At 42.1% G+C, this 14,893-nt stretch carries 16 protein-coding genes; 6 read left to right on the forward strand and 10 right to left on the reverse strand.

What is annotated here, in order from left to right:
* The 4 genes from V7R42_RS18750 to V7R42_RS18765 all read right to left on the reverse strand — a co-directional run.
* Window positions 1–336: hypothetical protein (locus tag V7R42_RS18750; protein WP_334022093.1), on the reverse strand; the 336-nt coding region annotated here is incomplete at its 3' end.
* Between the two features lie 118 nt (window positions 337–454).
* Window positions 455–877 carry a GNAT family N-acetyltransferase gene (locus V7R42_RS18755; RefSeq protein ID WP_334022096.1) on the reverse strand — a complete coding sequence of 141 codons (423 nt, stop codon included), beginning with the start codon at window positions 875–877 and terminating at the stop codon, window positions 455–457.
* Window positions 878–1,014: 137 nt separating this feature from the next.
* Window positions 1,015–1,251 carry a hypothetical protein gene (locus tag V7R42_RS18760; protein ID WP_334022098.1) on the reverse strand — a complete coding sequence of 79 codons (237 nt, stop codon included), beginning with the start codon at window positions 1,249–1,251 and terminating at the stop codon, window positions 1,015–1,017.
* 164 nt (window positions 1,252–1,415) lie between these two features.
* Window positions 1,416–1,847, reverse strand: coding sequence for a hypothetical protein (locus V7R42_RS18765; RefSeq protein WP_334022100.1), 432 nt, complete (start codon window positions 1,845–1,847; stop codon window positions 1,416–1,418).
* A 231-nt stretch (window positions 1,848–2,078) separates the two neighbouring features.
* Here V7R42_RS18765 and V7R42_RS19970 point away from each other — a divergent pair, with 231 nt between their 5' ends.
* From V7R42_RS19970 to V7R42_RS18780, 4 genes are all read left to right on the forward strand, one after another.
* Window positions 2,079–2,438: a phage integrase N-terminal SAM-like domain-containing protein gene (locus V7R42_RS19970; RefSeq protein WP_438823666.1), complete on the forward strand. Its 360-nt coding sequence runs from the start codon at window positions 2,079–2,081 to the stop codon at window positions 2,436–2,438.
* Complete coding sequence (locus V7R42_RS18770; protein WP_334022102.1) at window positions 2,348–3,055, forward strand: integron integrase; 708 nt, start codon at window positions 2,348–2,350, stop codon at window positions 3,053–3,055. The genes V7R42_RS19970 and V7R42_RS18770 overlap by 91 nt, the downstream gene beginning before the upstream one ends.
* Window positions 3,056–3,501: 446 nt before the next feature.
* Complete coding sequence (locus tag V7R42_RS18775; RefSeq protein WP_334022106.1) at window positions 3,502–5,232, forward strand: hypothetical protein; 1,731 nt, start codon at window positions 3,502–3,504, stop codon at window positions 5,230–5,232.
* A 21-nt stretch (window positions 5,233–5,253) separates the two neighbouring features.
* Window positions 5,254–5,649: a hypothetical protein gene (locus tag V7R42_RS18780; RefSeq protein ID WP_334022108.1), complete on the forward strand. Its 396-nt coding sequence runs from the start codon at window positions 5,254–5,256 to the stop codon at window positions 5,647–5,649.
* Between the two features lie 343 nt (window positions 5,650–5,992).
* Here the strand turns inward: V7R42_RS18780 and V7R42_RS18785 are convergent, their stop codons facing one another.
* A complete protein-coding gene (locus tag V7R42_RS18785; RefSeq protein WP_334022110.1) occupies window positions 5,993–7,063 on the reverse strand; it encodes an XrtA/PEP-CTERM system-associated ATPase in 1,071 nt (356 codons plus the stop codon).
* A 194-nt stretch (window positions 7,064–7,257) separates the two neighbouring features.
* On the opposite strand from V7R42_RS18785, the gene V7R42_RS18790 reads away from it, so the two are divergent.
* Window positions 7,258–7,605 (forward strand): GIY-YIG nuclease family protein, encoded by a 348-nt coding sequence (locus V7R42_RS18790; RefSeq protein WP_334022112.1) that lies wholly within the window; start codon window positions 7,258–7,260, stop codon window positions 7,603–7,605.
* Window positions 7,606–7,649: 44 nt separating this feature from the next.
* On the opposite strand, the gene V7R42_RS18795 is transcribed toward V7R42_RS18790, so the two are convergent.
* Window positions 7,650–8,555, reverse strand: coding sequence for a DUF350 domain-containing protein (locus tag V7R42_RS18795; protein WP_334022114.1), 906 nt, complete (start codon window positions 8,553–8,555; stop codon window positions 7,650–7,652).
* A gap of 301 nt (window positions 8,556–8,856) precedes the next feature.
* Between V7R42_RS18795 and glnE the strand changes: the two genes are divergently transcribed.
* Window positions 8,857–11,799 carry a bifunctional [glutamate--ammonia ligase]-adenylyl-L-tyrosine phosphorylase/[glutamate--ammonia-ligase] adenylyltransferase gene (gene glnE / locus V7R42_RS18800; protein ID WP_334022117.1) on the forward strand — a complete coding sequence of 981 codons (2,943 nt, stop codon included), beginning with the start codon at window positions 8,857–8,859 and terminating at the stop codon, window positions 11,797–11,799.
* Between the two features lie 10 nt (window positions 11,800–11,809).
* Here glnE and V7R42_RS18805 read toward each other — a convergent pair whose 3' ends face one another.
* From V7R42_RS18805 to V7R42_RS18820, 4 genes are all read right to left on the reverse strand, one after another.
* Window positions 11,810–12,427 (reverse strand): TcpQ domain-containing protein, encoded by a 618-nt coding sequence (locus V7R42_RS18805; RefSeq protein ID WP_334022119.1) that lies wholly within the window; start codon window positions 12,425–12,427, stop codon window positions 11,810–11,812.
* 130 nt (window positions 12,428–12,557) lie between these two features.
* Window positions 12,558–13,493 (reverse strand): LpxL/LpxP family Kdo(2)-lipid IV(A) lauroyl/palmitoleoyl acyltransferase, encoded by a 936-nt coding sequence (gene lpxL, locus V7R42_RS18810; protein WP_334022121.1) that lies wholly within the window; start codon window positions 13,491–13,493, stop codon window positions 12,558–12,560.
* 184 nt (window positions 13,494–13,677) lie between these two features.
* On the reverse strand, window positions 13,678–13,935 hold the full coding sequence (locus V7R42_RS18815) for a DUF3081 domain-containing protein (RefSeq protein ID WP_334022124.1): 258 nt from the start codon (window positions 13,933–13,935) through the stop codon (window positions 13,678–13,680).
* A 122-nt stretch (window positions 13,936–14,057) separates the two neighbouring features.
* Window positions 14,058–14,612 carry an outer membrane protein gene (locus V7R42_RS18820; RefSeq protein WP_334022126.1) on the reverse strand — a complete coding sequence of 185 codons (555 nt, stop codon included), beginning with the start codon at window positions 14,610–14,612 and terminating at the stop codon, window positions 14,058–14,060.
* Window positions 14,613–14,893: the final 281 nt, after the last annotated feature.

A 14,893-nucleotide genomic window follows, 5' to 3' on the forward strand; every position in this document is an offset into this window, starting at 1 on the left:
GGTGCGTTCATAAACATACCTAAGTTCGCTGCTAAATAAAGGTTTGTAAACTGTGATTTTTATTTCTTGGTCCAACTGACAATAGCTTTCGCACCTCACCATAATGAATGTTCCGTCCTGTAGTTTCACCTTAGCTAGGTCTATCTTACGAACACTTCTGTTACCACCTCCAAGTGGGCGTTGAGAAATAGAGTAAACCTTGCCTTCTAGAGTGCCATTTTCGATTCCTGTCACTACTGTAAACTGAAATAGAACAGCCAGAAGAAAAAGTATTAGGGCCGGGATACCTAAAATGAAAATTGGTTTATTAGTGAGTAAATAGGTAGGTTTTCCCATAAGCACCTAACTTTCCAATAACGGGCGCAGACATGTGGGGCATAATGGCGCAGCCGCCCCGCGTGTATGCGTCCCAGCGAACGTAGTGAGTGTGTTGATTGGGTTGTTATACCCGTGCCTAATCATATATGCCAGGCGTTAAAATTTGCATCAACTTCTCAGGGTTTTCAACAGATGTAAAACCAAACTGCGAATACAATCCGTGTGCGTCACTAGTTGCTAGCATAAACCTACGGAGACCTTGCAGGTCTGGATGGGATGATATGTTTTCCATAAGTTGCTTGCTTATCCCTTGACCACGATACTTCTCTATTACAAAAACGTCGCTTAGATATGCAAATGTGGCTCTGTCTGTAATAACTCTAGCGAAACCGACTTGGTCTCCTCCGGTTGCATAGGCTCCAAATACAAGAGAATTGTCTATAGATTTTTGTAATGTTGAAAGCGGGATGTTTTTTGCCCAATAGGAGTTCGCCACAAAGGAGTGGATTAATTCGATGTCTAAGTCATCGTGGTTTGTACTTATATTAATCCCTTTCATTCTATCGATCCTTCAGAGGGTATAACTTTCCAATAACGGGCGCAGGCACGTGGGGCATAATGGCGCAGCCGCCCCGCGTGTATGCGTCCCAGCGAACGCAGTGAGTGAGTTGATTGGGTTGTTATACGAATAGCCAATTAATTCATAGAAAGAAGGCTGCGAGGTTTAAGCTCTAAATTACTTTCCAACCTTTCTATTTTTGAAAGAAGCTCTTGTTTAGCTTTACTTGTTTGCTCAATCTGGCTCTGAAGCTTATCTACCTTGATCTGAAGAGTAATATTGGCTTGATTTTGTTGGTAGAGGATAAACGACTGCAAGCTAATTACAGCAGTGAAAGCGATTGTTGATAAAGCTATCTTTGTACGACTTTTCATAGAACTTCCTTATTTCAATAGAGTTTTAAGACTACCAGTGTTTTTCTAGTTTTTCACTTATTCGTATAACACCCACATAAGGGGCAGTAACGCGTGGGCTAAAATCCGAGCGAAGCGACAGAGCCCACGTGTTACTGTCCCAGCGAAGCGACTTAATGTGTATGTTATAATTTTCTATTATAGACTTCCTCTGCGCCCTTTGGAGCGGGCAATAGAAGTTTCCCCTCTCTGATACAGAATGTATTTTGTTGTATATCCAGAGGTATTCTTGTGTCTTCAAATTGAAGGACAAAGCAGCCTTCATCATCCGGTGGAGTTATTAGCGAGAAATGAGTTCTTATGGGGTTTCCTCTACTTGGATAAACAGAATATAGGCCGTCAGATATTACTATTTCCTGATTTTTTAATATCTTTGAGAATTTATGAACTTCTTCTTCACTCATTTCTGAATTTTCAAAGCTTTCAATTGTTTCTGCCTTACTGAAAATCCAGTGTCCAATAAATTCATACTCTGTACTCTTGAGAGTCTTCCCAATCGTATAGCTGCTATATAAAATTAGGCTAACCGAGATAACTGTAAGAAACGTCCTTTTCATTAAAATCACCCCTAAATTATAACATTTAAATGATGCGGACCCTAAGAACCGCATATTAATTTTTATCATACTGGGCTAACTGCCGCCATCCCTTGCTGTGACTGAGCTGGCATCGCTATTAATATTTTGCGAACCTATTTATATGCGAACCACGGTTCGCATATAAATGAATCACTATCATCATAGTACAGCTTTACGCTGCCAAGTCATACACTTAGGAGTTCGCAAAACATGGACCACAAAAAAATACGAATCGCTGAGTCGGGGCAGAACCTGATTAACCGCATTCCCTTCGCCGTTAACAGGCTGGGATATAGCAAAAGGACTGAACAAACCTACAGCTACTGGATAAAGCATTTCCTGAACTACAGACGCACCACGCCAGCCCAAGGCCTTTGTACAGAGCATATCAACCGCTTTCTCCAACATATATCTAACCGCAACAAGTCTGCCACTACTGTAAATGCCGCCATTAATGCGATTAATTTCTTAAGCATGTTTTGGAACGGGAGATGCGCCAGCTTGACCCGATCCTTCGCCCCAAATCACCGACAAATCTGCCTGTTGTGTTCACCCATCAAGAAGCAATGAAAATACTCCGTGCCATGCACGGTACACATCGTCTTATGGCATCCATACTCTACGGCTCAGGCCTTCGGATAAGTGAGTGTGTTCAACTGAGAGTGAAAGATGTGGATTTATCTCTGAGAACTATCCATGTTAAATGCGCCAAAGGTAAGAAAGACCGTGTCACGCTATTCCCTGAGAAACTTATCAGGCCATTGTCTCAACAAATACAATGGAGGAAGTCTTTGCACGACTATGACTTAAGTCTGGGCGAAGGGTATGTTGGGCTGCCTAATTCATTGAGAAAGAAATACCCTGCCGCAGAACGGGCGCTGGGCTGGCAATATCTCTTTCCTTCAGCCATAGCAAGAGTGGACAAAACCTTTAACGTAAAGCGTCGTTGGTATACGTCAACCCGCACGTTACAAAAAGCGGTAAAGAGAGCGATTCAGATTGCCGGAGTGCACAAACACGGCGGTTGCCACACATTTCGTCATACATTTGCAACTGAGCTTTTACGCGCTGGATACGATATCCGAACTATTCAGGAATTACTGGGCCATACATCTGTACAAACAACGCAGATATACACGCATGTCGTAAAACAGGGGCCTCATGAAGTGAGAAGCCCACTGGATTAAGTGGTGCTGGGGTGACGTATTTATTGTTACCCCAAGGTCCGCTTTACGTACAAAGCCGCCCCCTTGTATTTCGATTTACAACCAAAAGTTTTTTTGTTGTACGAGAACTGGTTTCGAACCATAGGATACATATAGCCGAATATGCTGAGTCGTACATAAAATCAGTTGCATTTTTCATAAGTTAAAACATTCGGTGCCGGCTATTAATAATATTTGAGTCAGACTACGAATATTTTCCGTGAAGCTTGTTGATAACGTTTGTAAAAACGTTGACTAAATTTGGTCTAGCTTCAAACCTTATCCAAGTCTTATTTCATATGGGCTAATGAAATGAATTAACATAGGCTTATGTGTTTCAGTGCCAAATTTGTACAATTTTTAAACTTTTACTTGACGTAAAGAACGTCCAACTGTGAAATAGTATCAAACTACAGGGATGGCGTTTAATGACATTTGAAGATTTATGTAAAAACCTTACGAACAATAAAATCACTAAAATCTCTTTCCATGATTCTGAGTTTAGACGGTTTTGCTTTTGGCCCCCTAACGTCTTTGCTCTATTGGGTGCATTGCTCAAAAATACGGGGACTTACACATACGTGGCATGTTTGCCTGGTAATTTTTCGTTACGCGACGATCACGAAGAAAATGCGCTACATTTAGGAGAGGTGTGGTTCAATTTTTTCAGTGAAGGAAGTCGATGGCTAGATTACATGCAGCGAGGCAAGCCATGGTCTCGCAGGCAATTTGCGCCAAAAGTGCTCGAGAAGTTAGTAAGAAGTGTTTTTTCAAAACAAAATTTAAAACGTGAAATAACCGATATTGGTCGGCATTGGTACTGTGAAGAGAGTCAAGTTGGTAGTTTAACTGACGTACAAAAGAAAGAAGACGAGAATAATTGGCATTTTTTGACCGAAGTTTTTACTTTATTCGCTATCTGCGATTACGCTTGTATGGGTATTGAAACATATAATGATGGTGTTTTTGCTGCCGTAAATTACATGCATCTACAAGAAGATAGTAAAAATTTCTCTTACTCAGACATTCTGAGACATAAGGCAGTAGTGCTTGCTAAGCAGCGTACTCCACAAGTTGGGATTGGGCTAAATTCTCTGTCGCACTATTTAGCATTTATCGAATCTGAAGTAAATATTGGGCTCTATCAAAGCTATAACAACCAAAAGCAAATTCAGAATATCAGTGACATCAAAATGTTGCTTTTGCCCTGGCCCCTAACTATAGATAGGTCTAACTTTTCTCCATCTATACTTTCGGAAAATAAAAGCTCATCGTGTGTAGGTGGTTTCGCATTTTTTGATTATCAAAATCGCTTGGGGGTCACTATTCATGAACTGATCAAAGTTTTGAATGATGCAGGTGAGATAGATATTCTTGTTTTCCCTGAAGCAACGCTAGAAAAAAACGAGTATTTAAGATTACTAGAAGAGCTTATTTTAGCTGAAAAACAAGGCACAGTTGCGACTCCAAATTTTGTAATATGCGGTATCTACTCATCCGAACCCAATAATTGGGCTGAAAACCAAGTATGTTTAAGCACAAAATCAACATTCATTGACGGGCAGGTGGAATGGGAGCATATTTGGCAAAGTAAACATCACAGATGGTGTTTGGACCCTTCACAAGTCAGAGCCTATGGAATCCAGGCTGCACTTTCTTCTGATTTTAGGTGGTGGGAAGGTATTAAAGTAGGTAAAAGAGAATTGAAAGTCATAAATATAGACAATCTGTTTTCTATAACTCCGCTAATTTGTGAGGACTTAGCGAGGCAAGACCCAGTTTCTGAAGTACTTAGAGCATTAGGCCCTAATCTGGTTGTTGCGCTTTTATTAGATGGCCCTCAACTGCAATCTCGTTGGTCTAGTAGATACGCGTCGATTCTCGCTGATGATCCAGGTTGCAGCGTCCTTTCGTTAACGGCAATGGGAATGATCGAACGCTCCAATAAGACAAGTGGTTACACAAGTAGAACCATTGCATTGTGGAAAGATAGTGAGAATGGCTATATCGAAATAGATCTACCAGCCGATACTAAAGGTATTATCATGAGCGTGGAATGTAAGTATAATGAAGAGTTCACGCTAGACGGTAGATCAGATGGTTGTTCTGCTGTAAATTTAATCTATAAAGAACATTTTGCCGTAATATCAGATAACTAATAGAAAAAGGTATACATCGCAATGCAAACACAATATAAGGCAAGTCTACCTGATCAAACTCGGTTATCAGTAAGAGGTAGACAAGAGCTTGGAGCGTTAGCGAGAGCTATAGAAGTTAACCCCTCTATGAGTGATGAACTACTTCATCGTGTAAATAGCAGATTAGTTTCAGAATTAGATGATGCGACTAATCAAGCTTTACGAGAGACACTCTTAGGCGTCATTGCAGAAACGCAAATGAATGGCAATATATCCAATAATATACGTGCAGCTTTAGCTCAAACACAAGCCTTAAGTTCGTTAAAAAACGATATCGTTCACGTATTTGAGTGGGCTGAGAAATCAGTAAAAACTTTTCGCGCAAATCAACGCAATACACATAAACACCGTAATAAAAGTCAAGCAACAGTCGGTTAATTTTTTGCTGGTTGATTACCTCTCTATCTGCTACAGATAGAGCGCTGACGCACGCGCCTTAGCAGATCGAGAGGCGCGGAGATTAAAGGTAGCAATGAGTCAGTTTATGATTATGTACTGTGTCCGTGTATCACTAGCAAATGAAATGTCCGCTTTACGTACACAAGAGACGGTCTGATTTGATATAACTCTACCTGTGAAAGTGTCAGGTTAAGTGGCGACATAATCCCTTGGTAATCACACTAATCCAACTAAGCAACGCCATGATATGCGCTAGTTAATAGCGCTGGCGTTGCTAGGCTAGCGATAACAGGCATGACCGCTATTTACGAAATGCCGCCCGTTAATTGGTATCTTTTTTATCGTCACTCTTTAGCCGTACGTAAGTCTTAAATTTCTTCTTCATGAGTTTGTCCACGTATTGCGTCATTTTGACTTTCTGTGAAATAGCGTCATCTAAGGCATCCACTAATTCAGCTAACATATCCAAGTAGTACCTGGTGTCGCGAATAACGTTACCTTTAGGGGTCATAATGGTTTGGCTTTCAGGATGGTCGGCAAATCCCATATGTTCAGTCACTTCTGCGCCAGTTTTGTCTGGCTCGAACATCTCTGCTTTCACTTCTTCAATAACCTCATTCACCGCATCGGCATCGAAGTTCTCTAGCTCTTCTAAGAAACCATAAAGCATTACCCTATCCATCAGGGTATTAATTTTACGAGGAATGCCTCGAGAGAACATATGAATGCGTTCAAACGCTTCTTCACTGAATAATTGTGAACCATTCCAGCCCGCGTGGTGCAAGCGGTACTCTATATACTCTTTGCACTCTTCTATAGAAAGTGGAGCAAGGTGACAAGACGCCACAATACGTTGCCTGAACTGCTCCATATTCGGTGCTCGCAAAATAGGTTGCAGCTCTTCTTGCCCTAACAAAAAGCTTTGAATAAGCGGCTTACCGTTAAGCTGAAAGTTGCTCAACATCCTAAGTTCTTCAATAGTTTCTAGTGGAAGGTTTTGCGCTTCATCAACAAGCAGTAAGGCGCGCCGTCCCGCTTTGTTCAAATCGTATAGGAAAATTTCAAGGGCTTTTAAAATATCGGCTTTTGACCGTCCTTCCGTAGGTATATCAAATTTAGACGCAACCATTTTCACCAGTTCATCTGGCGATAGCTTTGGCGTTACTATTTGTGCAGCAGCAATGTCGTCTTCAATTTCTTCAAGCAGACTGTTTGCTACGGTGGTTTTCCCAGTACCTATTCCACCGGTAATAACGATGAAGCCTTCAGCTTGAGAAAGACCGTACTGTAGATAAGACATGGCGCGTTTGTGCCACTTACTTGCGAAGAAAAATTCTGGGTCTGGGGTTAACTGAAACGGTTTCGAGTTAAGTCCGTAATAACTTTCGTACATGCAATTTACCGTTTTTCCATTAAAAATGTGCGTTCGAAAATATAAGCGTAGATACCCAATATCGAAAAAGTGCGCTGATTATCGTTTGTATGGTAACTAACATCGCGTCATTGTCGAAGTATTATTATTTACCCCTAGCCTTAGGTGAATTCTGCTAACATTAGACTACGCGCAAATATTTACATTGAATGACATTGGCACAAAGTATATCAGTCAACGGAGACAATACCCACCAAGGAGCATCGACACCACCTTGGTATCTTTACCTGGTAGAAAATAAGCTTGGACAAATTTACACGGGCATTACCACGAACCCCAAACGTCGCATAGCACAGCACCGAGGAGAGTTAAAAGGTGGCGCCAAGGCCTTGAAAGGCAAAGCTCCCCTGACCTTCAAAGCCATATTTGAAGTGACGGATAAGTCGCATGCTTCAAAGCTGGAATATGAGGTAAAGAGAATGAGCCGCCCTCAGAAAAACCAAATTATCTGTAAAGGGCAACTCAATGATTTAACGTGTATTAGAACCCAATTCGAAGAATGATACCTTGGTTAGCTTTACGCTCATTCTTTACAAATTAATGTTCCCTACCCGCCCAAGACCCCATTAATGATCATGGCGTTGCCAATGCTAAGTGTAAATCCAAGTGCTGCAACACCAATGTTATGTTGCTGATCGACCTCTTGACGAAAGTTCATGCCGAACAAGATAATTTTCTTGCTCGCCAAAACTAAAATATGAAGTGCAATTGCCAAACCAACACTTACAATCAACCAACCTGTGACGTTGCTCACATAGCCTGACGGATTGTAAATGAGTAGGTTTTTTGCTGCCGATACAATCATGGCAGTACCTAGTAAATTGCCAGCATGTTCGATAGCGAGTGCTAACTGCCCTTTTTCGAGCGCTCCTTGAAATGAGTCGTTTTGGTTGTCTCTGGCATATCTAAACTCCAGAATTCGCGTCATAACAAGCAGCATCGTTAGAACGACCGTAAACCCCGTCACAATGGCAATAATGGCATTCATGTCGCTGCCATTTACCCATATCATGATGTTGCGTAAAACAATGGCGCTTGCCACAAGGCTCGCTGCATCGACCAGCGCAACACTAACGCTCCGTTCGGCAATCATCGCGTGAGTATCAACTTTATTGAGTACAAGTTTATCGTGAGCGAAGCGCCCAAACTTCACCAATATAATGCCTACAATGCCGAAGGTGATCATTCCAATCGCCGCTTCTTTATATCCCACACCAATATGTCGCCCTACGACCGAACTTAATACTATGCACAACGACAGCATGCCTCCTGCTATGCTTATGCCGAACGCGAAGTTATCTTTTACGCCGAGCTCTTCTGTTACCGAGTATTTCCTAAATGCGCCTGTCAGCCATTTCATAATCATTAGCAGTACTAACGCAATCGCTACATCCATAGCAAGGTATATCATCAGTTCTTGCGTTAGAGGTACTAGTTTTACTAAGGCTTCCACGTTATCTTTGCTCCTTGAACACACAAAGTTCTTCTGATTGTTTTTTTAAAATCAGTAACGGCTATATGAATAGCCTTCATCTAATACAGACTTGTACAACGATGACATCGAACTTGTTCAGATTTATTTTAGTTAGGGCTTAATGACCTGTGCATTACACCCAGATTTAGCAGGCACGTGACCATGGTGAATACCGCACGGCATGTTAATGTGCTGCGACACCTAGTGTTGGGTACTTGCAATGAAAATTCTAAGTATTCAACCGTTAAACACGAATGATATCTCATAAGATGCGAGCATTATGCCAACAGACAACGAAAATAGCATGACAAACGTAGAATTAGCCGAAAAGTTTTGGCAACGGTTGGTAAACGCACCAGCAATTAGCGACACTGACAAAACTCTGATTGAGGCTCATAGCGAAACGCTAAAGCGTTCGTTTGCGCGTTCCGCGTTCTTGGCAGAGACATTAATTCAGAAGCCTGCGTTTGTTTCTCGCGTTGTTGCGCATGAGCAATCACCAGAAAAGTGTGAAGTCGGTCTCGCCATTAACAACACTATTTCATCTATCACGACAAGTTATCGTACAGCGCTTAACGATAAATTGCAGTGTGTTGATAGCGAAGAGGAATTAATGAAGGTGCTGCGGGAATACCGAAATAAAGAGATGGCGCGAATTACATTCCTTGATGTCCTGAATAAGCAAACCATCGACACGTCACTTATTCATGTCTCTACATTAGCCGATACGCTTATTAGTGGTGCATACAACTGGCTTTATCAGCACTTGGCAGCGCGCTACGGAAAACCACAAAGCCAAGGCCGAGACATGCACATGTATATTCTCGGGATGGGGAAATTAGGTGGAAAAGAACTCAACTTTTCTTCTGACATCGATTTAATTTTTGCTTACCCGGAAAAGGGAGAAACCCACGGAGGTCGCAAAAGCGTTGAGCATCAGCAGTTTTTTACTAAGCTAGCACAGAAGCTAATTCAAGCGTTGAACAAAGTGACCAATGATGGTCAAGTTTATCGCGTTGACATGCGTTTACGGCCCTTCGGCGATTCTGGCCCCCTTGTTATGCATTTCGCAGCACTTGAAGATTACTATCAAGACCAAGGCCGGCACTGGGAGCGCTTTGCTATGGTAAAAGCGCGGATAATTAACGACGATAACTCCCAAGATGTGAAATGGTTAAACAACATTTTGCACCCGTTTACTTTTCGTCGTTACTTAGACTTCACCACTTTAGATGCCCTTCGCAACATGAAAAAGCTGATCGCTACAGAAATACGTAGACGTAAGTTGAACAATAATATCAAACTCGGTGCGGGTGGCATTCGGGAAGTAGAATTTTTCGCACAGAGCTTTCAGTTGATCCATGGAGGACGAGAGCCTGCGTTACAAAGTAAGTCTCTACTTCGAACATTAGACGCATTAACTGAGCTCGACATAGTAGAATGCGACGTAACCCATCAACTAAAGAAAGACTACTTATTCCTTAGGAAAGTAGAACACACGCTTCAACAAACTCAAGACCGCCAAACCCAAACGCTTCCTGAATCACTTTGGCAACAAGCAGCCCTTGTTGATGTCATGGGATATGAATCGTACAGCGAATTTCTAAAGCAATTAGATGCGGTTATGGCGCGCATTCACGCACATTTCAACGAGTTAGTAGAAGAATCTCATGATACGCACTCCGATGAAGACCTGCTTTTCGTTGCCTGCCAGGATGCATGGCGCTTGGCACTGCAAGAAGATGAATTCACTGACACATTCGGTGACCATCTTTCCTCTAGCGATATAAAAGGCATATTTTCTATTCTTGTCGCCTTCAAAGATAAACAGCGTAATTATCGAATAGGCCAGAAAGGTGAAGACACGTTAAATAAACTGCTTCCTGAAATATTGTACGTGCTTATCAACCAACACCCTAACCACCTGCCACAGGTACTGGGGCGTTTACTTGGCGTTATAGAAGCGATTACAGGTAGAACGACTTATCTTGATTTGCTACTTGAAAATCCCGACGTGCTCAAACAGTTAGTAAGGCTGTGTGAACGAAGTGATTGGATTGCTCAAGAAATAAAACGCTTTCCCTTATTATTAGATGAATTACTCACACCGTTATACCTTGGTCAGCAAAACACCGATGTTCATACCAGCAAACAAGAATATCAACTGGAACTGCGTGAAACCATGCTTCGTATTGAACAAGACGATGTTGAAATGCTTATGGATGGGTGGAGACAATTCAAGCTGTGCCAGCAGCTTCGTATAGCCGCCAGCGACATCAGTGAATCACTCCCCATAAATAATGTAAGCGATAAGCTTACGGTGCTAGCTGAAGTGATACTGGAGAACGTAGTAGATGCCGCATGGATGCAAATACAACAGCGCTATGGCGTTCCATCGCACCTAGAAGGCACCGATAAGGGGTTTGCTGTTATTGGCTATGGAAAACTAGGGGGGTATGAATTAGGCTACGGCTCTGACTTAGATTTGGTGTTTTTGCACAACGCCCCTCGCGGGATAAGTACAGATGGTAAAAAGTCTATTGAAGCGCAGCAATTTTATATTAAATTAGCACAACGCATTATGCACCTTCTCAACACGAAAACCTTGTTTGGTCAGCTCTATGAAACGGATCTTCGTCTGCGCCCTTCTGGCAATGCGGGCTTGTTGTGCTGCCATATTGACGGTTTTGAAAAATACCAAAAGGAAGAAGCGTGGACGTGGGAACATCAAGCGCTGGTGCGTGCCAGAGCAATTTGTGGCGACCCGCTCCTCTTGACTGACTTTACCCGTGTGAGAGATATTATATTGCGTCGCCCTAGAAACGTTAAAACACTAGCCGAAGATGTGTGCAAAATGCGTATAAAAATGCGTGAGCACTTGCTCTCAAAGAACAACGATAAAGTTGATTTGAAGCAGTGTGCCGGAGGTATTACAGATATTGAGTTCATGGCACAGTTTCTTGTGCTCGCTTATGCACAGTCGCAGGCAGCTATGACACAATACCCAGACAATCTCCGAATTTTCGATGCGGCGGCTAAGTGCAATATCGTTGAGATAGCCACTGCGCATAAACTACAAAAGGCGTATTTAAAACTGCGCGAGCAGTATCATCACTTAACATTAGCGGATACTAAATACGCTGATCAGAGTGAAGAATTAGACAACATACGAGAACAAGTCACCATTCACTGGAATACATTGTTTGGCAGGTGTGACGGCTAAGCGATGAGTCTTAACCTCTAATTAAACGACAGTTGGTAGTGAGGAACTCCGTGTCCTGGGCGGTCACTACCAACGATCGTTGCTCTGCACATAGGTACGTTTTCACCTTGCCTTCGAAGCTGCTATCTATGGCACTGGCAATATTAGCTAACGAACCTGCTACCGTGTTAACCATTTGAAAATGGTGTTTAATAACAAAGTCTTGCTCTAAATTCCATATAACTTGCATTCCTTCTGCTTGCGCGTATTGTGATATTGCTTCGCGCAGCGTATTCCCTTCCTGAAAGGTGCGTTTTTTATGCTCGCCAGTCCAGTTCTTTTCCACCGGACGAGTTTGACTGGACATTTGTGCAAGCTTATTGTCTAAATCAGGGTCAACGCCCTTAATATCCAGTACAAAGTTTCCCTGTTCGTCTTCTACCGGATCGGTAGATTGCATACGAAGGCCTCGATAGAACTCACTTAAACCACGTGATATCGATTGATCTTCCACCTGCCCCCGTGGAACGGGCTCTTGGTCTTGCATTTGGAGTACGTAGATAAGTACGCCTGCAATGACCAAAAGCACTACAGCTATGCCGATTTGCTTAGCCCAAAACGATGAATTTGATTGCGTTTTCTGTCCCATACATTACCGATGTTTAGCCGCTTTTAATCAATTATCAAGTTGTGCTATGTGTATGAACTTAAGCACAATTCTTATATTTTAGTCTACCTTTGAGCAGAAAGCCTATTATTCTGTTTATCTAAATTTCAAACTACAGCGATTTGTACAGCGATTCTGGATTGCTTTTAGGTCTCGTTTTAAATCGCTTGTGCATCCACAAGTAGCTTTCCGGCTGTTCTTTAACAGCGGCGTCTACGTGCTGGTTTAGCAGGGTTAGTGCCTCAGCATCTTCCATCTTTCCTAGCTGGGAAAGCGGTGGGTAGATTTTTATTTTGTAACCACGCTTGGTGTACTGCGACGTTATAATCATCGGCTCACAGTGACTTCGCCTTATAAACATCAACGTTGCTGTCGTTGTTGCTGTATCTTTTACCCCACCAAACGGCACAAAGATACTTTGTTTAGGGCCGTAATCTTGATCGGGCAAATACAAACACAGTTCTTTATCATCAAGTGCAGCAAGTAACGCCTTAGCGTTTCGTTTATCAATCATGTATTTATTAGAACGGTTTCGCCCGTGATACTGAAGGTAGTCAACTAAAGGGTTATTATGCTTACGATAAAACGCAATACTTGGGCGATAGAAGCCGATACCTCTGCAGGCAAATTCTAAATTCATATTGTGAAGCGCCATACCAAATATCCCTTTGCCATTTGCAAGTGCCGCTTCAACATGTTCCGTACCTTCAATTTCAATGGCGCGTTTTACGCGCCAGCTAGGCCACCACCATCCCATTGCGGTTTCAAATAGCGCCATTCCTGTACGCCTCACGTTCTCTTTATACAGTGCCTCTACTTCACTGCCAGAAAGTGCGGGGTTCCAAAGTGCCAAATTACGCTTTGCGACTTTTGCTCGCTTAGGAACAATTAACGCGATGAGCTTTCCTGTACCGCCGCCAATAGCGCGTATCACAGGTAAGGGCAACCAAGTCATGGTATAAAGGATAAATACACCCAACCATACAGGCCAAAACTTAGGGCCTAAAAATGCCAGTTTAAATTTAGGAGCTTTAATTGCCGCCGCCAATGTCTGTATCCTTTGAAACGAAGTGGGCGGCATTGTAGCAGAAGGTTTTTTGCGGGGCTAATTGAGACTGACAGCACACCGTGCGCTTGCGATAGATAGAGTCGTATTAGCTGAGAAAACCCATCCGAGCTTTCTCTGCTTACGCAACTTATTGGTTGTTTATAGAAGCGTTACCGTCAGACGACTAATATTCTTTGTCGATTTGCTTCAACTTTTTCTCGAAAGACTCATACTGGTCTTTCGAGTCATAATCAAAATGGTATTGATTGTGAAAACCGAACTGAAGCTTTACGTTAACATCTTCAATATAGAGCGTATAACCATCATGGTCTGTAAACGCTGTAATTCCGTTTAGCTTATACTGTTCATCTTCTTTCGCACCATGCTGGCGAATCTTGTCGAAAACCTGAAGTAAGAACTTGCTGTCTAATTCGTTTTTCATTGTAAATCCATCGTTGAGAATTTATCTATTTTTACACAATCAAACAATTTTTGGATTTATCTACGACGTATCGCTGTCACAAATTAAACGTAAAAAGCGGTACGCGAGATAACAGCCACAGTCTAAAAATTATAGCGAAAGCCTAAATTTATTACGTTGGCAGAAAAGTCGTCTTTGCCACCGAAATAGGTGTATTCCAAGCGTACCATCGACTGTAAGCCCAAGTAGTAATCGAAACCTATTCCGGCCAACCCAGCGATAACCGTTTCATCTTGCCCACATACGGTGGCGTCTGAACCGCAGGCAGCGCTCGCAGTAGAAACGTGCTCAATATCAACACTTGCTACACCTAACTTGTAATACAGCTCACCTTTTTGGCTACCCGCTTTACCTAAAAGCGCTAAATAAGGGCCTTTAGATGAAATGGATTGTTCGCTGTTATCGGTATCAATAAAAGAGATATAGCCCCCTTCTACATACCACTGACGGTGAAACTGGTAGCCCAAAGCCGCCGAATAGCTAAAGTCAGACTCGCTATCTATTTCCGTATCAACATTGCCAGAACCAACATTTACCACGGCATATCCGTCTGCTGATGCTAGTCCAGAAAAACCTAAGCCTACTATTACAGCACTTCTAACAATGAACTTAGTGAAAAATGGTGAAAGACTGCGCATTTAAATTACATCTCCTTGTTTAAGAGCGCTCACTATAAAAGACAATATTAACAATTAAAACTCCGAAAACGTGTTTAGATGAACGCATTTAATCCGTCACGGCTCATTTAACGTGTCTCAAAAAGAATCCAAAGGGCACTTTTTAACCATTAAATATCAGCAATGTTAATCTTAAACCTCACACTTTTGTATAAAAAAGCGTACTTTTTGTTTACTAACCACCTGATTGTAAGACTTTTTTTACAAAATTTGATCTTTTCCAAATAAGGTGTAGTATTAAT

This window comes from Alteromonas sp. S015, from assembly GCF_036864485.1.
GTDB lineage: Bacteria > Pseudomonadota > Gammaproteobacteria > Enterobacterales > Alteromonadaceae > Alteromonas.